Origin of the sequence: Prochlorococcus marinus CUG1435 (assembly GCA_017644375.1) — a bacterium.
GTDB lineage: Bacteria > Cyanobacteriota > Cyanobacteriia > PCC-6307 > Cyanobiaceae > Prochlorococcus_A > Prochlorococcus_A marinus_AH.
In genome coordinates, this window is sequence record JAEPLP010000001.1 from 826974 (window position 1) to 842239 (window position 15266).

At 29.7% G+C, this 15266-nt stretch carries 15 protein-coding genes; 8 read left to right on the top strand and 7 right to left on the bottom strand.

Going from position 1 to position 15266, the window contains the following annotated elements; genetic code table 11:
- The first annotated feature begins 59 nt into the window (after positions 1-59).
- The 6 genes from prfB (at position 60) to JJ844_04635 (ending at position 3685) form a co-directional block, all read left to right on the top strand.
- Positions 60-1182, top strand: a protein-coding gene (gene prfB, locus JJ844_04610) for a peptide chain release factor 2 (protein ID MBO6974959.1) whose coding sequence is annotated in 2 segments (ribosomal slippage) — positions 60-134 and positions 136-1182 — 1122 coding nt in all. Because the reading frame shifts where the segments join, the coding sequence is not laid out codon by codon here.
- Between the two features lie 3 nt (positions 1183-1185).
- Complete coding sequence (locus JJ844_04615; GenBank protein ID MBO6974960.1) at positions 1186-1368, top strand: DUF3285 domain-containing protein; 183 nt, start codon at positions 1186-1188, stop codon at positions 1366-1368.
- A 6-nt stretch (positions 1369-1374) separates the two neighbouring features.
- Positions 1375-1914 (top strand): rRNA maturation RNase YbeY, encoded by a 540-nt coding sequence (gene ybeY / locus JJ844_04620; GenBank protein ID MBO6974961.1) that lies wholly within the window; start codon positions 1375-1377, stop codon positions 1912-1914.
- Between the two features lie 6 nt (positions 1915-1920).
- Complete coding sequence (locus JJ844_04625) at positions 1921-2340, top strand: diacylglycerol kinase family protein (protein MBO6974962.1); 420 nt, start codon at positions 1921-1923, stop codon at positions 2338-2340.
- Positions 2341-2342: 2 nt separating this feature from the next.
- Positions 2343-2939, top strand: coding sequence for an aminodeoxychorismate/anthranilate synthase component II (locus JJ844_04630; GenBank protein MBO6974963.1), 597 nt, complete (start codon positions 2343-2345; stop codon positions 2937-2939).
- 20 nt (positions 2940-2959) lie between these two features.
- On the top strand, positions 2960-3685 hold the full coding sequence (locus JJ844_04635) for an MBL fold metallo-hydrolase (GenBank protein MBO6974964.1): 726 nt from the start codon (positions 2960-2962) through the stop codon (positions 3683-3685).
- Here JJ844_04635 and JJ844_04640 read toward each other — a convergent pair.
- The 4 genes from JJ844_04640 to mnmE all read right to left on the bottom strand — a co-directional run bounded on the left by JJ844_04640 (position 3682) and on the right by mnmE (position 8962).
- Entirely contained in the window at positions 3682-4791 is a 1110-nt protein-coding gene (locus JJ844_04640) for a histidinol-phosphate aminotransferase family protein (protein ID MBO6974965.1), read from the bottom strand. The two genes, JJ844_04635 and JJ844_04640, sit on opposite strands and share 4 nt — an antisense overlap.
- Complete coding sequence (gene argS, locus JJ844_04645) at positions 4791-6605, bottom strand: arginine--tRNA ligase (protein ID MBO6974966.1); 1815 nt, start codon at positions 6603-6605, stop codon at positions 4791-4793. Before argS ends, JJ844_04640 begins: the two co-directional genes overlap by 1 nt.
- 26 nt (positions 6606-6631) lie before the next feature.
- Positions 6632-7498, bottom strand: coding sequence for a carboxylating nicotinate-nucleotide diphosphorylase (gene nadC, locus JJ844_04650; protein MBO6974967.1), 867 nt, complete (start codon positions 7496-7498; stop codon positions 6632-6634).
- An 81-nt stretch (positions 7499-7579) separates the two neighbouring features.
- Positions 7580-8962, bottom strand: coding sequence for a tRNA uridine-5-carboxymethylaminomethyl(34) synthesis GTPase MnmE (gene mnmE, locus JJ844_04655; protein MBO6974968.1), 1383 nt, complete (start codon positions 8960-8962; stop codon positions 7580-7582).
- 61 nt (positions 8963-9023) lie between these two features.
- Between mnmE and JJ844_04660 the strand changes: the two genes are divergently transcribed.
- On the top strand, positions 9024-9464 hold the full coding sequence (locus tag JJ844_04660) for a DUF2062 domain-containing protein (protein ID MBO6974969.1): 441 nt from the start codon (positions 9024-9026) through the stop codon (positions 9462-9464).
- An 18-nt stretch (positions 9465-9482) separates the two neighbouring features.
- Here JJ844_04660 and JJ844_04665 read toward each other — a convergent pair whose 3' ends face one another.
- Positions 9483-11792 (bottom strand): bifunctional (p)ppGpp synthetase/guanosine-3',5'-bis(diphosphate) 3'-pyrophosphohydrolase, encoded by a 2310-nt coding sequence (locus tag JJ844_04665; protein MBO6974970.1) that lies wholly within the window; start codon positions 11790-11792, stop codon positions 9483-9485.
- A 54-nt stretch (positions 11793-11846) separates the two neighbouring features.
- Here JJ844_04665 and JJ844_04670 point away from each other — a divergent pair, with 54 nt between their 5' ends.
- Positions 11847-13445 (top strand): ABC transporter ATP-binding protein, encoded by a 1599-nt coding sequence (locus JJ844_04670; GenBank protein MBO6974971.1) that lies wholly within the window; start codon positions 11847-11849, stop codon positions 13443-13445.
- Here JJ844_04670 and JJ844_04675 read toward each other — a convergent pair.
- Both JJ844_04675 and ylqF read right to left on the bottom strand, forming a co-directional pair.
- Positions 13438-14397, bottom strand: coding sequence for an RluA family pseudouridine synthase (locus tag JJ844_04675; protein ID MBO6974972.1), 960 nt, complete (start codon positions 14395-14397; stop codon positions 13438-13440). The genes JJ844_04670 and JJ844_04675 overlap by 8 nt on opposite strands.
- Positions 14388-15260, bottom strand: coding sequence for a ribosome biogenesis GTPase YlqF (ylqF, locus tag JJ844_04680; protein ID MBO6974973.1), 873 nt, complete (start codon positions 15258-15260; stop codon positions 14388-14390). Before ylqF ends, JJ844_04675 begins: the two co-directional genes overlap by 10 nt.
- Positions 15261-15266: the final 6 nt, after the last annotated feature.

Sequence of the window (15266 nt, forward strand, 5' to 3'; positions counted from 1 at the left end):
TAGTTTATACTATTAAACAAAAGTGCCTGTTAGATTATAAATAACGATTAAATTCTATTTTGATAGATATTACAGATTTCAAAAAAGATCTTTCGGAACTAACAGAGCGCCTGGGTAATGCTCAGGATTGTCTTTGACGTTCCAAGATTAAAAGCGAAAAGGAGAGAGTTAGAGCAAATTTCTGCTCAGCCTGAATTTTGGGAGAATCAAGAAGAAGCGAAAAAACAAATGTTAATCCTTGATGATGTGAAGGCACAACTTGAATTGTTGGATAAATGGAAAACTTTTGTTTCTGATGCTAATGCCTCTCTTGAGCTTTATTCTTTAGAACCAGAAGAGGAAATGATTTTGGAATCAAAGCAGGGATTAAAGAAATTAAGAGAGAATTTGGATAAATGGGAATTTGAAAGATTGTTATGTGGTGAATACGATAAAGAAGGAGCAGTAGTTTCTATAAACGCAGGTGCTGGTGGAACAGATGCTCAGGATTGGGTAGAGATCTTATTGAGAATGTATTCAAGATGGGCCGATAATAATCAAATGAGTTTAATTATCAATGAATTATCTCAAGGAGAAGAAGCAGGTATCAAAAGTGTAACTTTTGAAATTGAAGGAAAATATGCATACGGATATTTACAACATGAAAAAGGAACTCATAGATTAGTAAGAATTTCTCCTTTCAATGCTAATGGTAAAAGACAAACCAGCTTTGCTGGGGTGGAGGTCATGCCAAAATTAGATGACAATATTTCACTTGATATACCTGAAAAAGATTTAGAAATTACAACAAGTAGATCCGGTGGGGCTGGAGGACAAAATGTTAATAAAGTAGAAACAGCGGTGAGAATTGTTCATTTGCCTTCAGGGATTTCAGTAAGATGTACACAAGAAAGATCTCAATTACAAAATAAAGAAAAAGCTATGATACTTCTTAAGTCTAAACTACTAGTGATTGCTAAAGAACAACGAGCTGCAGAAGTCGCTGATATTAAAGGTGATATTGTGGAAGCTGCATGGGGCAATCAAATAAGAAATTATGTTTTCCATCCTTATCAAATGGTAAAAGATCTCAGGACTATGCAAGAGACTAACGACTTAGATAGCGTTTTAGATGGTGCACTTGAACCATTTATTCATGAATTATTACGCATGAATATTTCTTCTAATGAATCTATTGAATAACTAATGAAAAATAAAAACGAAAATATAGAAAAAAAAGTTTCTCCTCCAAGCTTTATAAAGCTTGCTATGCGGAATATGGTAAGGAAGGGTTCAAAAAGTATTTCTCATTTTTCAATAACCTTTCTAGTTTTAATTGGGATATTAGTACTTGTAGCCACAATAGGTAAGCCTAATATTCCTGTATAAGAATGTATGACAGAAAAAATTATTTCTGAAATAAATTTAGATTTGGTTTTTAAATGTAATGAATTTTCTCGATTTTCAAATAAGTTAAAAGATTCTAAAAATAAGCTTATCTTTGAATCGAATTTTTGGGAGAAAGTTTTTTTATCTTGGATAAAAATAATATTAAAAAAAGATGATAATAAATTGCCAACTTTCATTTTTAAAAAAAAATCTTTTTCATTAGGCTTACAGATAATATCTAATAAAGAAATTGCTTTTATGAACCAGAAGTGGATGCAAAAAAATGGACCAACTGATGTTCTATCTTTTCCAATCATTTCTGATGAAACTCTAAATAATTTAGATCATATAGAGTTGGGAGATATATTTATATCATTAGAGATAGCACTTGAGCAATCTTTTGAATATAAACATTCAGTCTATAAAGAAATGCTCTGGTTGGCTAGTCATGGATTTTTACATCTTTTGGGATGGGAACATAATAATGATCTTGATTTAGAAAATATGTTAAATTTTCAGGAATATTTAATTAAAAAATTAGATTAAAAATCTATGGACAAAAAAATAAACTCTCTAAAAAATAGAAAAGAATCATATAAAACTTCTAGTAATGTATTAAAAAGTTTTAAGTATGCTTTAAGTGGAATTAGTTACGTATTAAAAACTTCAAGAAATTTTAAAATTCAATTAATTTTTGCAGTTACAAGTTTAATAATTGGTTTTTTACTGAAAATTAGTCAAAGTAATTATGTAATTTTGATTGCTACAATTATGTCTGTTTTAATATTAGAAATATTAAACACATCTATTGAATCAATAGTTGATTTAGTAGTGAAAAAAGAATTTAGTAGTTTGGCTAAAATTTCAAAAGATACTTCTGCAGGAGCAGTGTTATTAGCTTCCATTAATTCTGTTATTATTGCAGTATATATTTTTGTTCCTAAAATTAAGTTTTTATTTGAATCTATATAAATATGTTTCTTGTTATTGATAATTACGATAGTTTTACATATAACCTTGTTCAATATTTAGGAGAACTTTCTGTTGAGCATGAAATAACTAGAGAATTAATAGTTAAAAGAAATGATGAAATTACTTTAGATGAAATTATCAAACTAAATCCTAGTGGCATCCTATTATCTCCAGGTCCTGGTAATCCAGATCAATCTGGAATTTGTATGCCAATACTAAAAAAATTATCTAAAAATATTCCGACATTAGGAGTTTGTTTAGGGCATCAAGCTTTGGCCCAAGCTTTTGGAGGTAAGGTTATAGTTGGGAAAGAACTTATGCATGGTAAGACATCCAAAATATTCCATAATCAAATAGGTTTGTTTGAAGATATCGAGACTCCATTTGTGGCGACTAGATATCATAGTCTTATAGTTGATTCAACTTCATTACCATCTTGTTTCGATATAACTGCTACGTTAGAAGACTCAACTATTATGGCTATTTCTCACAAAGACTATAAGCATTTACATGGAGTACAGTTTCATCCTGAAAGTGTATTGACGCAATTTGGTCATAAATTAATTAGTAATTTTCTAAAAATGGCTGAACAAAAGTAAAATATAAAAAAATTAATAATATGATTTCTCAAATTAAAAACATTTTCTTTTTTATATTATTTAGCTCTTTTTTACCTACATCATTATTGGCAAGGAATTTAGTAATAAAAAGTCTGGGACATAGTAGTTTCTTAATTAATAGTTCTGAAAAATCGATTCTTATAAATCCCTTTAAAGCAATAGGTTGTGCAAGCAATTTAAAAGAGCCAAAAGAAGTCAACGCAGATTTTATTTTGGCTAGTTCTAGGCTTCCAGATGAAGGATATAACCCTAATAATCAATTAATGTTTGTAGAGCCAGGAATCTATCAATTTGAGGATATTTTATTAAATGGAATTTCCGTGCCACATGACAGAGTAGATGGAAGAAGATTTGGGATGGCAACTGTCTGGAGTTGGGAGCAGAATGATCTTAAAATTGTTCATATGGGAGGCGCTGCTGGTGATATTGATATAAATAGTCAAATTATTATGTCTCGCCCAGATATCTTATTTATTTCGATTGGAGGAGGAATAAAATCTTACGATGGGGAAGAAGCTTCAAGAATAGTTAAGATCTTAAAACCAAATGTAGTTATTCCTGTTCACTTTGCTCGAGGTAAAAAAATTAACAAAAAATGTGATTTCTCAAATGCTGATTTGTTTATCGAAAATATGAAAAATTTTAAGGTAAAATATATTGAGAAAGATATTCAAATAAAACCTAAAAGTATCGATCAAAATACAATTTATATTTTTGGTAATTAATTTATTAAATCTAAGATCTTGTAATTGTCCCAGAAAAAAATCATTTGTTCTTTAGTTCCAATACTAACCCTTATTGAATTACCAATATCTTTTTTATTTTCCATACTTCTGATAAGAATACCTTTTTGTCTCATCTGTTGTATTAAAATTTTAGGATCTTTTTTGGGCCAAATTAAGAAATAATTACCACCATTAAAATGAGTTCTGATTTTTGTTGATTTAAATTTATTTAAAATCCATTCCCTTGCTTTTTTTACTTCTAAAACATAATTATCAATATATGATTTATCTTTAAGTGCTGCTAATGCTGCCGTTATAGCAAAGCTATTTACATCATATGGTCCTGTAACTTTATTAATGTAATTAATTAAATTTTTATTGCCAAAAGTAAAACCTATTCTTAAACCAGCTAAACCAGCTGTTTTTGATAGAGATTGGATTATTAGTATATTATTATTCTTTTCAAAATCTATCGATTCAAGAAGACTATCTCCATTAAATTTTTCATATAGTTCATCAACTATTATCAATGAATCTTTTTTGATATTTGCTAAGTTAATTATCTCTTGAGAACTTAAAACTGTTCCTGTCGGATTATTTGGATTACAAATAAATATTAACTTTGGATTATACTTTATAATTTTTTCACTAAATTCTTCGATGGGAAATAGAAAATTTTCTCCAATGTAAGAACAAGTTATTTTCTTCATTCCTCGCATTTCTGAACAAGGAGAATAGTAACCAAAAGTTGGATTCGTGGTTAGAAATATTTGATCTTTTTCTCCAAAGCAATCGAAGATTGCATTTATTGCTGCATCTGCTCCATTGAAAATTCCTATTTCATCATTATCAAATCTTCTTGAATCAAGATATTTATCACATAAAAATTTTTTTAATAAATTATATTCTGGATAAATTGAAATCTCATTTAATTTTATCGCTTGTAATGCCTCGAAAACTTTAGGACTTGGACCTAGAGTATTTTCATTAAAGTCTAGGCGGAGCAAATTTCTTCTATTTTCTAAAGGTGCAGAGTAAGACTGCATGTTTATTATTTCTTCTCTTGGTCTTGGGAAAAGATTATTTAATTGATCAAAATCATTCATTACATTCTTTCTAAAGTTTCAATTCCTAGAAGCTCTAAGCTTAATTTTAGTGTTTTTGCAGTTAGATCACATAAATTCAGTCTAGAAATTTTTATATATTTTTCTTCTTTGAGTATTGGAACTTGATCATAGAATCTATTAAAAGTCTGACATAGCTCAAATAGATAATTGCATAATCTATTTGGCATTAAGTCTTTTTCAATAGATATTATGACTTCATCGAACTTAAGTAATTTTCTGATAAGTTTCCACTCAGATTTATGTTCATAATTTTTATATTGAATATCTTTAGAGTCATAAACAAAATCATTTTTTCTTTTAATTCCTGCAATTCTTACAAGTGTATATAATAAATAAGGAGCAGTATTACCATTTAGGGAAAGCATTTTATCAAAACTAAATTGATAATTTGTAATTCTATTTTGGCTTAAATCTGCATACTTAACAGCTCCTAATCCAATTATTCTTGAAGTATTTTCAATAAAATCTTCTGTCTCATAACGATTTTCATCTTCTAATCTTTTCAATAAATCTTCTTTTGCTCTTCTAACTGCTTCTTTTAATAAATCTTTTAAACGTATTGTTTCACCTTCCCTTGTCTTTAGTTTTTTGCCATCAATTCCTTGAACTAAACCAAAAGGGACATGGTCTACTTGGCAATTCTCTGGGATCCATTTTGCTTTTTTTGCAACTTGAAAAACTCCAGCAAAATGATTTGCTTGTCCATGATCAGTTACATAAATAATTCTCGAAGCATCATCACCATTAGGAGGTTTATTGAATCTGTATCTTATAGCAGCTAGATCTGTTGTGGCATAGTTAAAACCCCCATCTTTTTTTTGAATAATTAGTGGTAAAGGTTTGCCTTCTTTATTATTCATCCCATCTAAAAATACACATTTTGCTCCTTGATCTTCTACTAATATTTTTTTTAAATTCAAATCCTCAATAACTGATTTTAAGAAGGGATTGTAAAAAGATTCACCTCTTTCTTCTATTTTTATTTTTAAATTTTTATAGATTTCATCAAATTCTTTTCTAGATTGATCACATAATAATTTCCAAGCTTTAATCGATTTAATATCTCCACTTTGTAACTTAACTACTTCCTCTCTAGATCTTTTTTGGAATTCATATTCATTATCAAATCTTTTTTTTGATTCTTTATAAAATTCAACTAAATCACTTATTTTAATTTTGCCTATCTCCTCTAAATCATTTGAATATAAATCTTTGAGCTGAGTAATAAGCATTCCAAATTGCGTTCCCCAATCGCCAACATGATTTAGTCTTAATACTTGATAACCTCTTAACTCGAAAATTCTGGATATTGAATCTCCTATTATTGTTGATCTTAAATGCCCTACATGCATTTCTTTAGCAATATTAGGACTAGAAAAATCTACAATGACTTTATTTGATAAGCCACTAACTAAATCTTTTTTAATTTGAGGTACTCCACCCCTTTGGCATTGAATATTTGATTTAATTTCATTTATTAGAACTTCATCCTTTAATTTTATATTTATAAATCCAGGTCCAGCTATTTCTAGACTCTTACATAATTTTGCTATGCTTTTATTTTTATTTAAAAGGTTAATAAAATCATTAGAAATATCTCTTGGATTCTTTTTATATATTTTAGATAAACTTAAACAAACATTACATTGATAATCACCAAATTCCTCTTTTGATGATTGTGTAATTAAATTTTTTCTAAGAATTTCGAATTCTCTTTCTTTATCATTTTTTTTTAGACTATCTAAAAGAGTTTGTTCGAAGTTATTTGTTAATTCTTTAAAAATGATTAGCATTATTTTTCAATTATTTATCTATATGATTAATTAATATAACGCATACTTAAATCAATCCAATTACTTTTGGTAATAGAAGAACTTGTTGAAATCAAATCAATACCTTTTATTAGATATTTACAAATTTCTTCAGGGTTTATTCCAGAAACTTCTATTATCAAATTTTTATTGACTTCTTTTTTTAAGCTATTAATTGATAAATCTCTTAATTCTTGAACACTTTTTTTGATTATTTCAGGACTAACTTCATCTAATAAGATACTATCCGCTCCCGCTAATACTGCTTCTTTTGCCTGTTCGATATTCTCAGCTTCAATTATGATATGAGTTGTAAAAGGCGAATTTATGCGAATTTTTTGTACTGCATTCTTAAGATTATCTGTCCATGCAATATGATTTTCTTTGATCATAGCAGCATCGTATAATCCCATTCTATGATTCACCCCACCTCCGCATTTGAATGCATATTTTTCAAATATTCTTAAGCCAGGAGTCGTTTTCCTAGTATCTGCTAATTTTATATTTGTGCCTTCTAATTTATCTATAAGATTCTTTGTATATGTTGATATTCCAGATAAATGCATTGCTATATTTAAGCTAATCCTTTCACTAGCGAGTAAACTCTTTGAAGGTCCATATATTTCTAGGAGTTTTTGATCTTTAACAAATTTATCTCCATCAGAGATATTAAATTTTGGACTGATTTTTAAATCAATTTTTCTAAAAATTTCTTTTATAATTTCAACCCCACAGAATATACCCTCTTCTTTTGCAATCCAATATGCATTACCATTCTCTTCCGTAATAGAGGGAATTGTAAGATCTCCCCTACCTATATCTTCATCGATCCAATTATCAATGATTTTACTTATTATTGGAGTATTTAAATCCACTAAACTAAAAATAATTAATTAATAAGAATTCTACTGAAGTTAGAGAATCAACTATATATCACTATGTAATTTAACTCAAATTTATTTACCAATACAAAACTTAGAAAAAATATTATCTAGAAGTTCCTCTGTTAATTCTTGACCAGTTATTTTAGATAAGTTTTGAATTCCATCTCTAAGTTCAATTGATAATAAATCAAATGGCAATTCATTTTTTATTATTTCATCAGTATCATTTAAATTAGATAGGCAAGCAGACAAATTTGTTAGATGTCTTTCGTTTAAAAATATATTGATATTTTCTACTTGTTTTAATTCGCATTTTTTTATGATTGTGTCTATCAATAATCTTTCACCATCATTATTCTTAATACTCATAAAAATTGTGTTTTTTAACTCATTTGAATTAATATTTTTGCAATCAATTAAATCTTTTTTATTGCCCAAAATAGTAATTAATTTTTCTTTGGGAATTTCTTGTATTATTTTTTTGTCTTCTTCATTAAATCCTTCTTCAAGACTATAAATATAAATTATAAAATCTGACTCTTTTATTTTTCCAAAACTTTTTTTAATCCCAATACTTTCAATTTGTTCATGAGTTTCTCTTATGCCAGCAGTATCAATTATTTTCATTGGAATATCATTAATAGTTAAATTAACTTCAATAACATCTCTAGTTGTTCCAGGAATATTAGTTACGATTGCTTTGTCTTTTTTTGCAAGCAAATTTAATAAAGAGCTTTTGCCAACATTTGTTTTACCTATAAGCGCAATGGATATTCCATTGTGAATATATGAATTTCTTTTTGCATTTTCTATTAGTAATTTTATTTTCTCTTTTACTTTTTTAATGTTTTTTAGATATTTGGTGTAATCAAAATCTGTGAAGTCTTCTTCAAAATCAACTCTCGCTTCTATTTCGCAAAGTTGATTTATAAGGTCATTTTTAATATCGTTAATTGTTTTCTTTATTTCTCCTTGAATCCCACTAAAAGCTAACTCTGCTGATCTTGTATTGCTTGCATTAATTAATTGATTAATCGACTCTGCTTGAGTAAGGTCTATTTTTCCATTAAGAAAAGCTCTTTGACTAAATTCTCCTGGGTTTGCAAGTCTAACTCTAGAATTACTAGATAATAATCTCTTTAGAACTTTATTCACTATGATAATTCCTCCATGGCAATGAAGTTCAACAACATCCTCTCCTGTGAAGCTATTTGGTGATTTCATTACTAAAATTAAAACCTCATCTATAAATTTATTTTGTTTATTTTCCTGAATAAAACCATGAAAAACTCTATGTGATTCCCATGCATATTTAGATTTAGTTTGAACAATCTTTTTGCAAGAATTTATTGATTCTTTCCCTGATACTCTTATTATCGCAACTCCTCCTTTCCCTATACTTATAGCTGAAGCAATTGCGGCTATCGTATCTTCTGTAGTAACTATCGAATCCATCTCTCGCTTTGTTATGGATAATTAAGTAAGATTATCAAGAATTTTGAAATTTTCTTTCTGAATGAGATTTAAAAGAGATATTACCTATAAGAAAATTCTATCATTATTTTGGAATCAGAATGGAAGTCCTTTCTTTAATGCTAAAGGTTTAGCTATAGGGGTATTTAGTGGCTGCTTTCCTTTTTTTGGGTTTCAGACTTTAATAGGAGTATTTTTTGCAAAAATAGCCAAGGGAAATATTGTTCTAGCAGCAATTGGTACCTGGATAAGCAACCCTTTTACTTATATTCCACTTTATTATTTTAACTATAAAGTTGGTTCGATTTTTTTAAATAATTCTTCTAATAAAATTCTTGAAAAAAGTTTAGTTATTGATGACTTATGGAAACAAGGTAGAATTTTTTCCCTAAAATTACTCTTAGGTTCATCTTGTGTAGGTATTATACTAGCTTTGATTTGCGGCAGTATTGTTTTCTTTATCCTCAAGGTAAAAAAAAAATAGATTGATCTGATTTTAAAATTAACTTTGTCCAACTCTAGCAATATCTAAAACATCTGCCATTGATTTAATTTGTTCAATTGTTTTGTGAAGTTGATTATAACTTTCAAGACCTACACAAAGATTTATAATAGCTGGCTTACCATAAGCAGTTTTAACATTGGCATCGCTAACGTTTATACCTTTATCAGATAACCGCATAAGAATATCTTTAAGAACTCCAACTCTATCAATTACTTCTATTCGTAGCTGAATTGGAAACTTATTATCGCCAGTTTTATTATCTTGATTCCAACCTACAGGTAATCTTCTCTCTATTGGAATTGGTATTACATTTTCACAATCTTCCCTATGTATAGTTATCCCATGGTTGCCGAGCGACACAGTTCCGATAATATCCTCGCCTGGGAGTGGGGTGCAGCATTTACCTATTCTGTAATCAAGACCTTCTATCCCGGAAATTGGCGATTTAGCTGCTCTATTAGATTGATTATTGGATAAATTGCTATTACTTTTAAGAGATTTTGCTATTTCAGAGTCAGAATCATTTTTTACATCTTCTGTCTGTAATTTTATTTCTTCTCTAAGTCTGTTTAATACTTGATGCAAAGTTAAACCACCAAAACCAAGAGATGCAAGAAGGTCTTCAGTAGTTTTTAAATTGCATCGATTTGCAACTTTTTTCATGGCTTCACTAGAAAGTAATGCTTCAAAACCGTTTCTACCTACTTCTTTTTCGAGTAAATCTCTACCTCTTTTAATAGTTTCATCTCGATGGCTTTTCTTATACCATTGGCGAATTCTATTTTTAGCAGTTGGCGTAACAACGAAGTTCAGCCAATCCAAGCTTGGAGTAGCATTATTACTTGTCAAAATTTCTATGAAATCACCATTTTGAAGTGCAGTAGATAATGGTGAAAGCTTTTCATTAATTCTTATTCCATTACAGTGATTTCCAACTTCAGAATGTATTCTATAGGCGAAATCTATCGCGGTAGATCCTTTCCTTAAACCAACAACATCTCCTTTTGGAGTGATCACAAATACTTCTTCATCAAATAAATCTTCTTTAATTGAAGCTAAATAATCATTATGATCCCTTTCATTACCTTCTTGTTGCCATTCTACTAATTGTCTTAGCCAATTAAATCTCTCGGCATTACTTTTAGCAGGAGAACCACCCTCTTTGTATTGCCAATGAGCGGCAATACCATATTCAGCAATTTGATGCATCGAAGTAGTTCTAATTTGAACTTCAATAGGTCGATGTCTTCCAATCACAGAAGTGTGTAAGGACTGGTATCCATTGGGTTTTGGTAATCCTATATAGTCTTTAAATCTACCGGGAATTGGTTTAAAAGTATCATGAACGACTGCTAAAGCTCGATAACAACTATCTGAATTGTCCACGATAATTCTTAGGGCAGCAACATCATAAATCTCGTGAAAATGCTTTTGTTGCCTTTCCATTTTGCTCCAGATGCCATAAAGATGTTTTGGCCTACCTGTTATTTCAAAATTTTTCAAGCCTGCTGAAACCAAGTTTTCCTTCATAAGATTCAAAGTTACTTTTAATCTTCTTTCTCTATCACTTCTTTTAACAGCGATTTGATCTTTAAGATCTAGATATTCTTTAGGCTCTAGGAATTTAAAAGCTAAATCTTCTAATTCCCATTTAAATCTGTTTATTCCTAGTCGATTAGCTAATGGTGCATAAATCTCTCTTGTTTCTCTCGCTATTCTTAGTTTTTTCTCATCATTTAGCCATTCAATTGTTCTCATGTTATGAAGTCGATCTGCAAGTTTTACTAAGACAACTCTGATATCGCTGGCCATAGCCAAAAACATTTTCCTAAGATTTTCAGCTTGTGCTTCAGTCCTGTTGTTAAAGTGAATGCCGCCTAATTTTGTTACGCCCTCTACAAGTATTTTTACTTCTAATCCAAAATTTGTTTCTATTTCGGATAAATCAATGCCAGTATCTTCAACAACATCATGTAAAAGGCCTGCGGCAATAACAGATGAACTAGCACCTATTTCTTTGAGGAGATTTGCAACAGCAACCGGGTGGATAATGTATGGCTCGCCGCTAGCACGGAATTGTCCATCATGAGCTTTATAAGCAAGTTTAAAAGCCTTTGCTATAAGGTTTTGATTCTCATCATTTTCTTTATTTGATTTTTCAAAATTATGAATATCTTTAAGAAGCCAATCGGGAATGTTTATTTGATAATTCAAAGATTCACTTTCATATTTTTTATTTTCAGGCAAAATAGTTTTGGAAACTTCAATTTCGTTTTTTTCTTTTGAATTTGCAGCTGCCTCGGACATTTTATATTGCTTTAGATGTATTTTATTTAGGTCTAGAAAAATTTGCTATAAATCATGGAAAAAAATAAAGAAAAAATTATTGTAGTTAAAAATCTTACTGTTAAATATGGTCTAAAACAGCAACCTATTATCAAAAATTTTAATTTGGAAATAGATAGTGGAGATCATTTGGCCATAATAGGACCTTCTGGATGTGGAAAGACCACTTTTGCAAAAACATTAGTAAATATATTGCCTGAAAAGGCCACTTCTAAAGGGTATCTATCGATTTCTAGTGTAGATCCTAGGAAAATAAATAACAAAGATGCACAATTATTTAGAAGAAATAATTTTGGATTTATTTATCAAGACTCTATAAAAAAACTTAATCCGCTAATGAGAGTTGGGGATCATTTACATGAATTATTTAAAACACATGATCAAACTAAATCATCTATAGCTATTAAAAAATTAGTAAGAGAAGTTTTTCAAAAAGTAGGAATTGAAGAAAGTAGACTTGATTCTTTCCCTCATCAATTTAGCGGTGGAATGAGACAGAGAGTTTCTATAGCAATGGCACTTGCTTTGAAACCTAAATTATTAATAGCTGATGAACCTACAACAAGCTTAGATACAAAAACAAGTTTTGAAATTATGCAAGAAATAATTCAACTATGTAATGAATTTGATACTACTTTAATTTTAATTAGTCATGATATTAATCTTGCAGCAAAGTGGTGTAAAAAAGTTGCAATAATTGAAAAGGGATCGATTGTTGAAAAAGGGAATATATTAGATATTTTTCAATCACCAAAATCAGATATCGGGAAAAAGTTAGTAAATGCTTCAAAAATAGTATTTGAACCAAATACAAAAAATATTGCTCGAGATCAGGTTGTTCTAGAGGTAAATAACCTAAGACATTGGTATAAATTAAATTCTTCAATTTTCATTAATAAATGGAATAAGGCTTTAAATGAAGTTAGTTTCAAGTTATATGAGAATGAGACTCTTGGAATTGTTGGTTCTTCAGGGAGCGGTAAAAGTACATTATGTAGGGCTTTAATTGGACTCATTAAAGTAAGAGGTGGTGAAATAAAAATTTATGATAAAAATCATGCATCCAAAAAAAATAAATCTTTTAAAAAGAATAATAATGTGCAAATAATTTTTCAAGATCCTTTTTCAAGTTTGAATCCGAAAATGACAATTAAAAATATTTTGGAAGATATATTTTTTATTCAAAAAATTTCAGATAAAAGAATAATCGAAAAAGAAATAAAATTAATGTTAAGAAATTTAAATCTTCCCTTAAATAATGCTTTTTTTAATTCTTATCCTAGCCAATTATCTGGTGGTCAATTGCAAAGAATTTCATTAGCCAGAGCGCTATTGTTGAAACCAAAAATTTTGATTTGTGATGAGAGCGTTAATATGTTGGATGCTTCAGTAAAAATAGAGATTCTTCAATTACTTAGATTCTTGCAAGAAAAAATGAATTTAACGATTATCTTTATTACTCATGATTTAGGTATTGCTAAAACATTTTGTGATAGGTTGTTAGTTATGAATCACGGAAAGATAGTTGATGAAGGAGAAAGTTCGACAATATTCACTAAAACTCAAAACACGTATACAAAATCGCTTCTAAATTCCTCTTTAAATCTTATTTAACTTTAAGAACACTTAGTAATTTTTGAAAATCTAATGGTAATTCTGATTCAAATATCATTTCTTTACCATTTATTGGATGTATAAGTCCAAGCTTAATGGCGTGCAAAGCTTGGCCATCTAATTTACATGGTAGTTTTTTACATCTCCCATATAACGGATCACCCACAATTGGATGATTAATGTGAGCGCAATGTACTCTTATTTGATGCGTTCGCCCCGTATCTAGTTTGAAACTCATTAATGAGTAATTGCCAAATCTTTCCACTAATTTCCAATAGGTACAGGCATACCTTCCTGAAGTTTCTTCAACTACTTTATATTTCAATCTATTTAATTTATCTCTGCCAATGTTTCCCACTATTTGGCCTTCTTCAGAATTAGGTGCTCCATGAATTACTGCAATATATTCGCGTGATGCTATTTTTTCTTTGATTTGTTTCTGGAGATTTACTAATGCCTCTTGACTTTTTGCAACCACCATACATCCGGAGGTATCTTTATCTAATCTGTGAACAATCCCAGGTCTTAGTTTCCCATTAATTCCAGGTAGATCTTTACAGTGAAAAAGTAATCCATTCACTAAAGTTCCAGATTTGTGTCCAGGGGCTGGATGAACAATTAGTCCTGATTGTTTATTAATTACAATGATGTGCTCGTCTTCAAAAAGGATATTTAAATCCATTTTTTCAGGTTTCAAATAAATAAGAGGTTCTGGAGGAGGCATCCATAATTGAATATTGTCGCCATTTTTTAATGGGGTCTTTGCTTTCGCGGTCTTATAGTTTACAAGTACTAAACCTGAATTTATAAAATGTTGAATTCTTGCTCTACTTTGTTCTGGCCTTTTACTTACCAACCATCTGTCTAGCCTCATAGGAAGAGGTAGCTCATAAATAATTTCTATAAGCTCACCTTCTCCAATACCGAAAGAATTTTGATTATTTAATTCCATAGTGGGACTTCTAAAGCAATTTTACCCAGCATTTGATTTCTATAATCTTCCAATAACTTATAAGACATTCTCCTTTTATCGCCTGAGGTATGTTTTGAAGCTGCTTCGTCGATCCAAGCAGAAGGACTCTTAAAGCCTTTGATAATATCAACTCCATATCTATTAGATATTTGTTCCACTGAGATATTTGCATTCTTATTATTGTTGAGAGTGGATATAATTTTGATAAATCCAATTGCGACACTCTCTATTTCATAAGCAGCTTCACCAATATCGTCACACAGTGCAAGATTAAGTGCTGATTTTTGATCTTCTAAATTTGGAGGTATAACACCAGGAGCATCTAGCAGATCTATACCACTTTCTAATTTTATCCATCTTAAATTACGAGTCACGCCTGCTTTCCTAGCGCTATCTACAACTCTTTTTTTCGCAATTCTATTAATTAATGCTGACTTTCCTACGTTTGGAAAACCAAGTGTAAGGGCTCTAATTGGCCTTATTCTCATACCTCTAGAAATCCTTCTATCATCAATCGAAGACCTAGAATCTTTGGCTGACTTACAAATTTCTTTAATCCCTATTCCTCTTTTAGCATCACACCAAAGAGGATATTGATCTTTAGCATTAAACCATTTATTCCAACTATTGATTGTAGTAGGGGAGATCATGTCTGATCTGTTAATAACAAGAATATGTTTTTTATTATTTATCCATTTATTTAAGTGTGGATGTCCTGTTGATAAAGGAATTCGTGCATCTCTAACTTCTATAACTAAATCTACTTTGTTGATAACTTCAGATAATTTCTTTTCTGCTTTTGCGATATGGCCTGGGTACCATTGGATTTTGGGTATGTCCACTTCAAT

Excerpts from the sequence above, each read along its gene's own strand:
- JJ844_04615 (MBO6974960.1), top strand. The coding sequence starts at position 1,186 with ATGAAAAATAAAAACGAAAATATAGAAAAAAAAGTTTCTCCTCCAAGC.
- ybeY (MBO6974961.1), top strand. The coding sequence starts at position 1,375 with ATGACAGAAAAAATTATTTCTGAAATAAATTTAGATTTGGTTTTTAAA.
- JJ844_04625 (MBO6974962.1), top strand. The coding sequence starts at position 1,921 with ATGGACAAAAAAATAAACTCTCTAAAAAATAGAAAAGAATCATATAAA.
- JJ844_04630 (MBO6974963.1), top strand. The coding sequence starts at position 2,343 with ATGTTTCTTGTTATTGATAATTACGATAGTTTTACATATAACCTTGTT.
- JJ844_04635 (MBO6974964.1), top strand. The coding sequence starts at position 2,960 with ATGATTTCTCAAATTAAAAACATTTTCTTTTTTATATTATTTAGCTCT.
- JJ844_04640 (MBO6974965.1), bottom strand. The coding sequence starts at position 4,791 with ATGAATGATTTTGATCAATTAAATAATCTTTTCCCAAGACCAAGAGAA.
- argS (MBO6974966.1), bottom strand. The coding sequence starts at position 6,605 with ATGCTAATCATTTTTAAAGAATTAACAAATAACTTCGAACAAACTCTT.
- mnmE (MBO6974968.1), bottom strand. The coding sequence starts at position 8,962 with ATGGATTCGATAGTTACTACAGAAGATACGATAGCCGCAATTGCTTCA.
- JJ844_04660 (MBO6974969.1), top strand. The coding sequence starts at position 9,024 with ATGAGATTTAAAAGAGATATTACCTATAAGAAAATTCTATCATTATTT.
- JJ844_04665 (MBO6974970.1), bottom strand. The coding sequence starts at position 11,792 with ATGTCCGAGGCAGCTGCAAATTCAAAAGAAAAAAACGAAATTGAAGTT.
- JJ844_04670 (MBO6974971.1), top strand. The coding sequence starts at position 11,847 with ATGGAAAAAAATAAAGAAAAAATTATTGTAGTTAAAAATCTTACTGTT.
- JJ844_04675 (MBO6974972.1), bottom strand. The coding sequence starts at position 14,397 with ATGGAATTAAATAATCAAAATTCTTTCGGTATTGGAGAAGGTGAGCTT.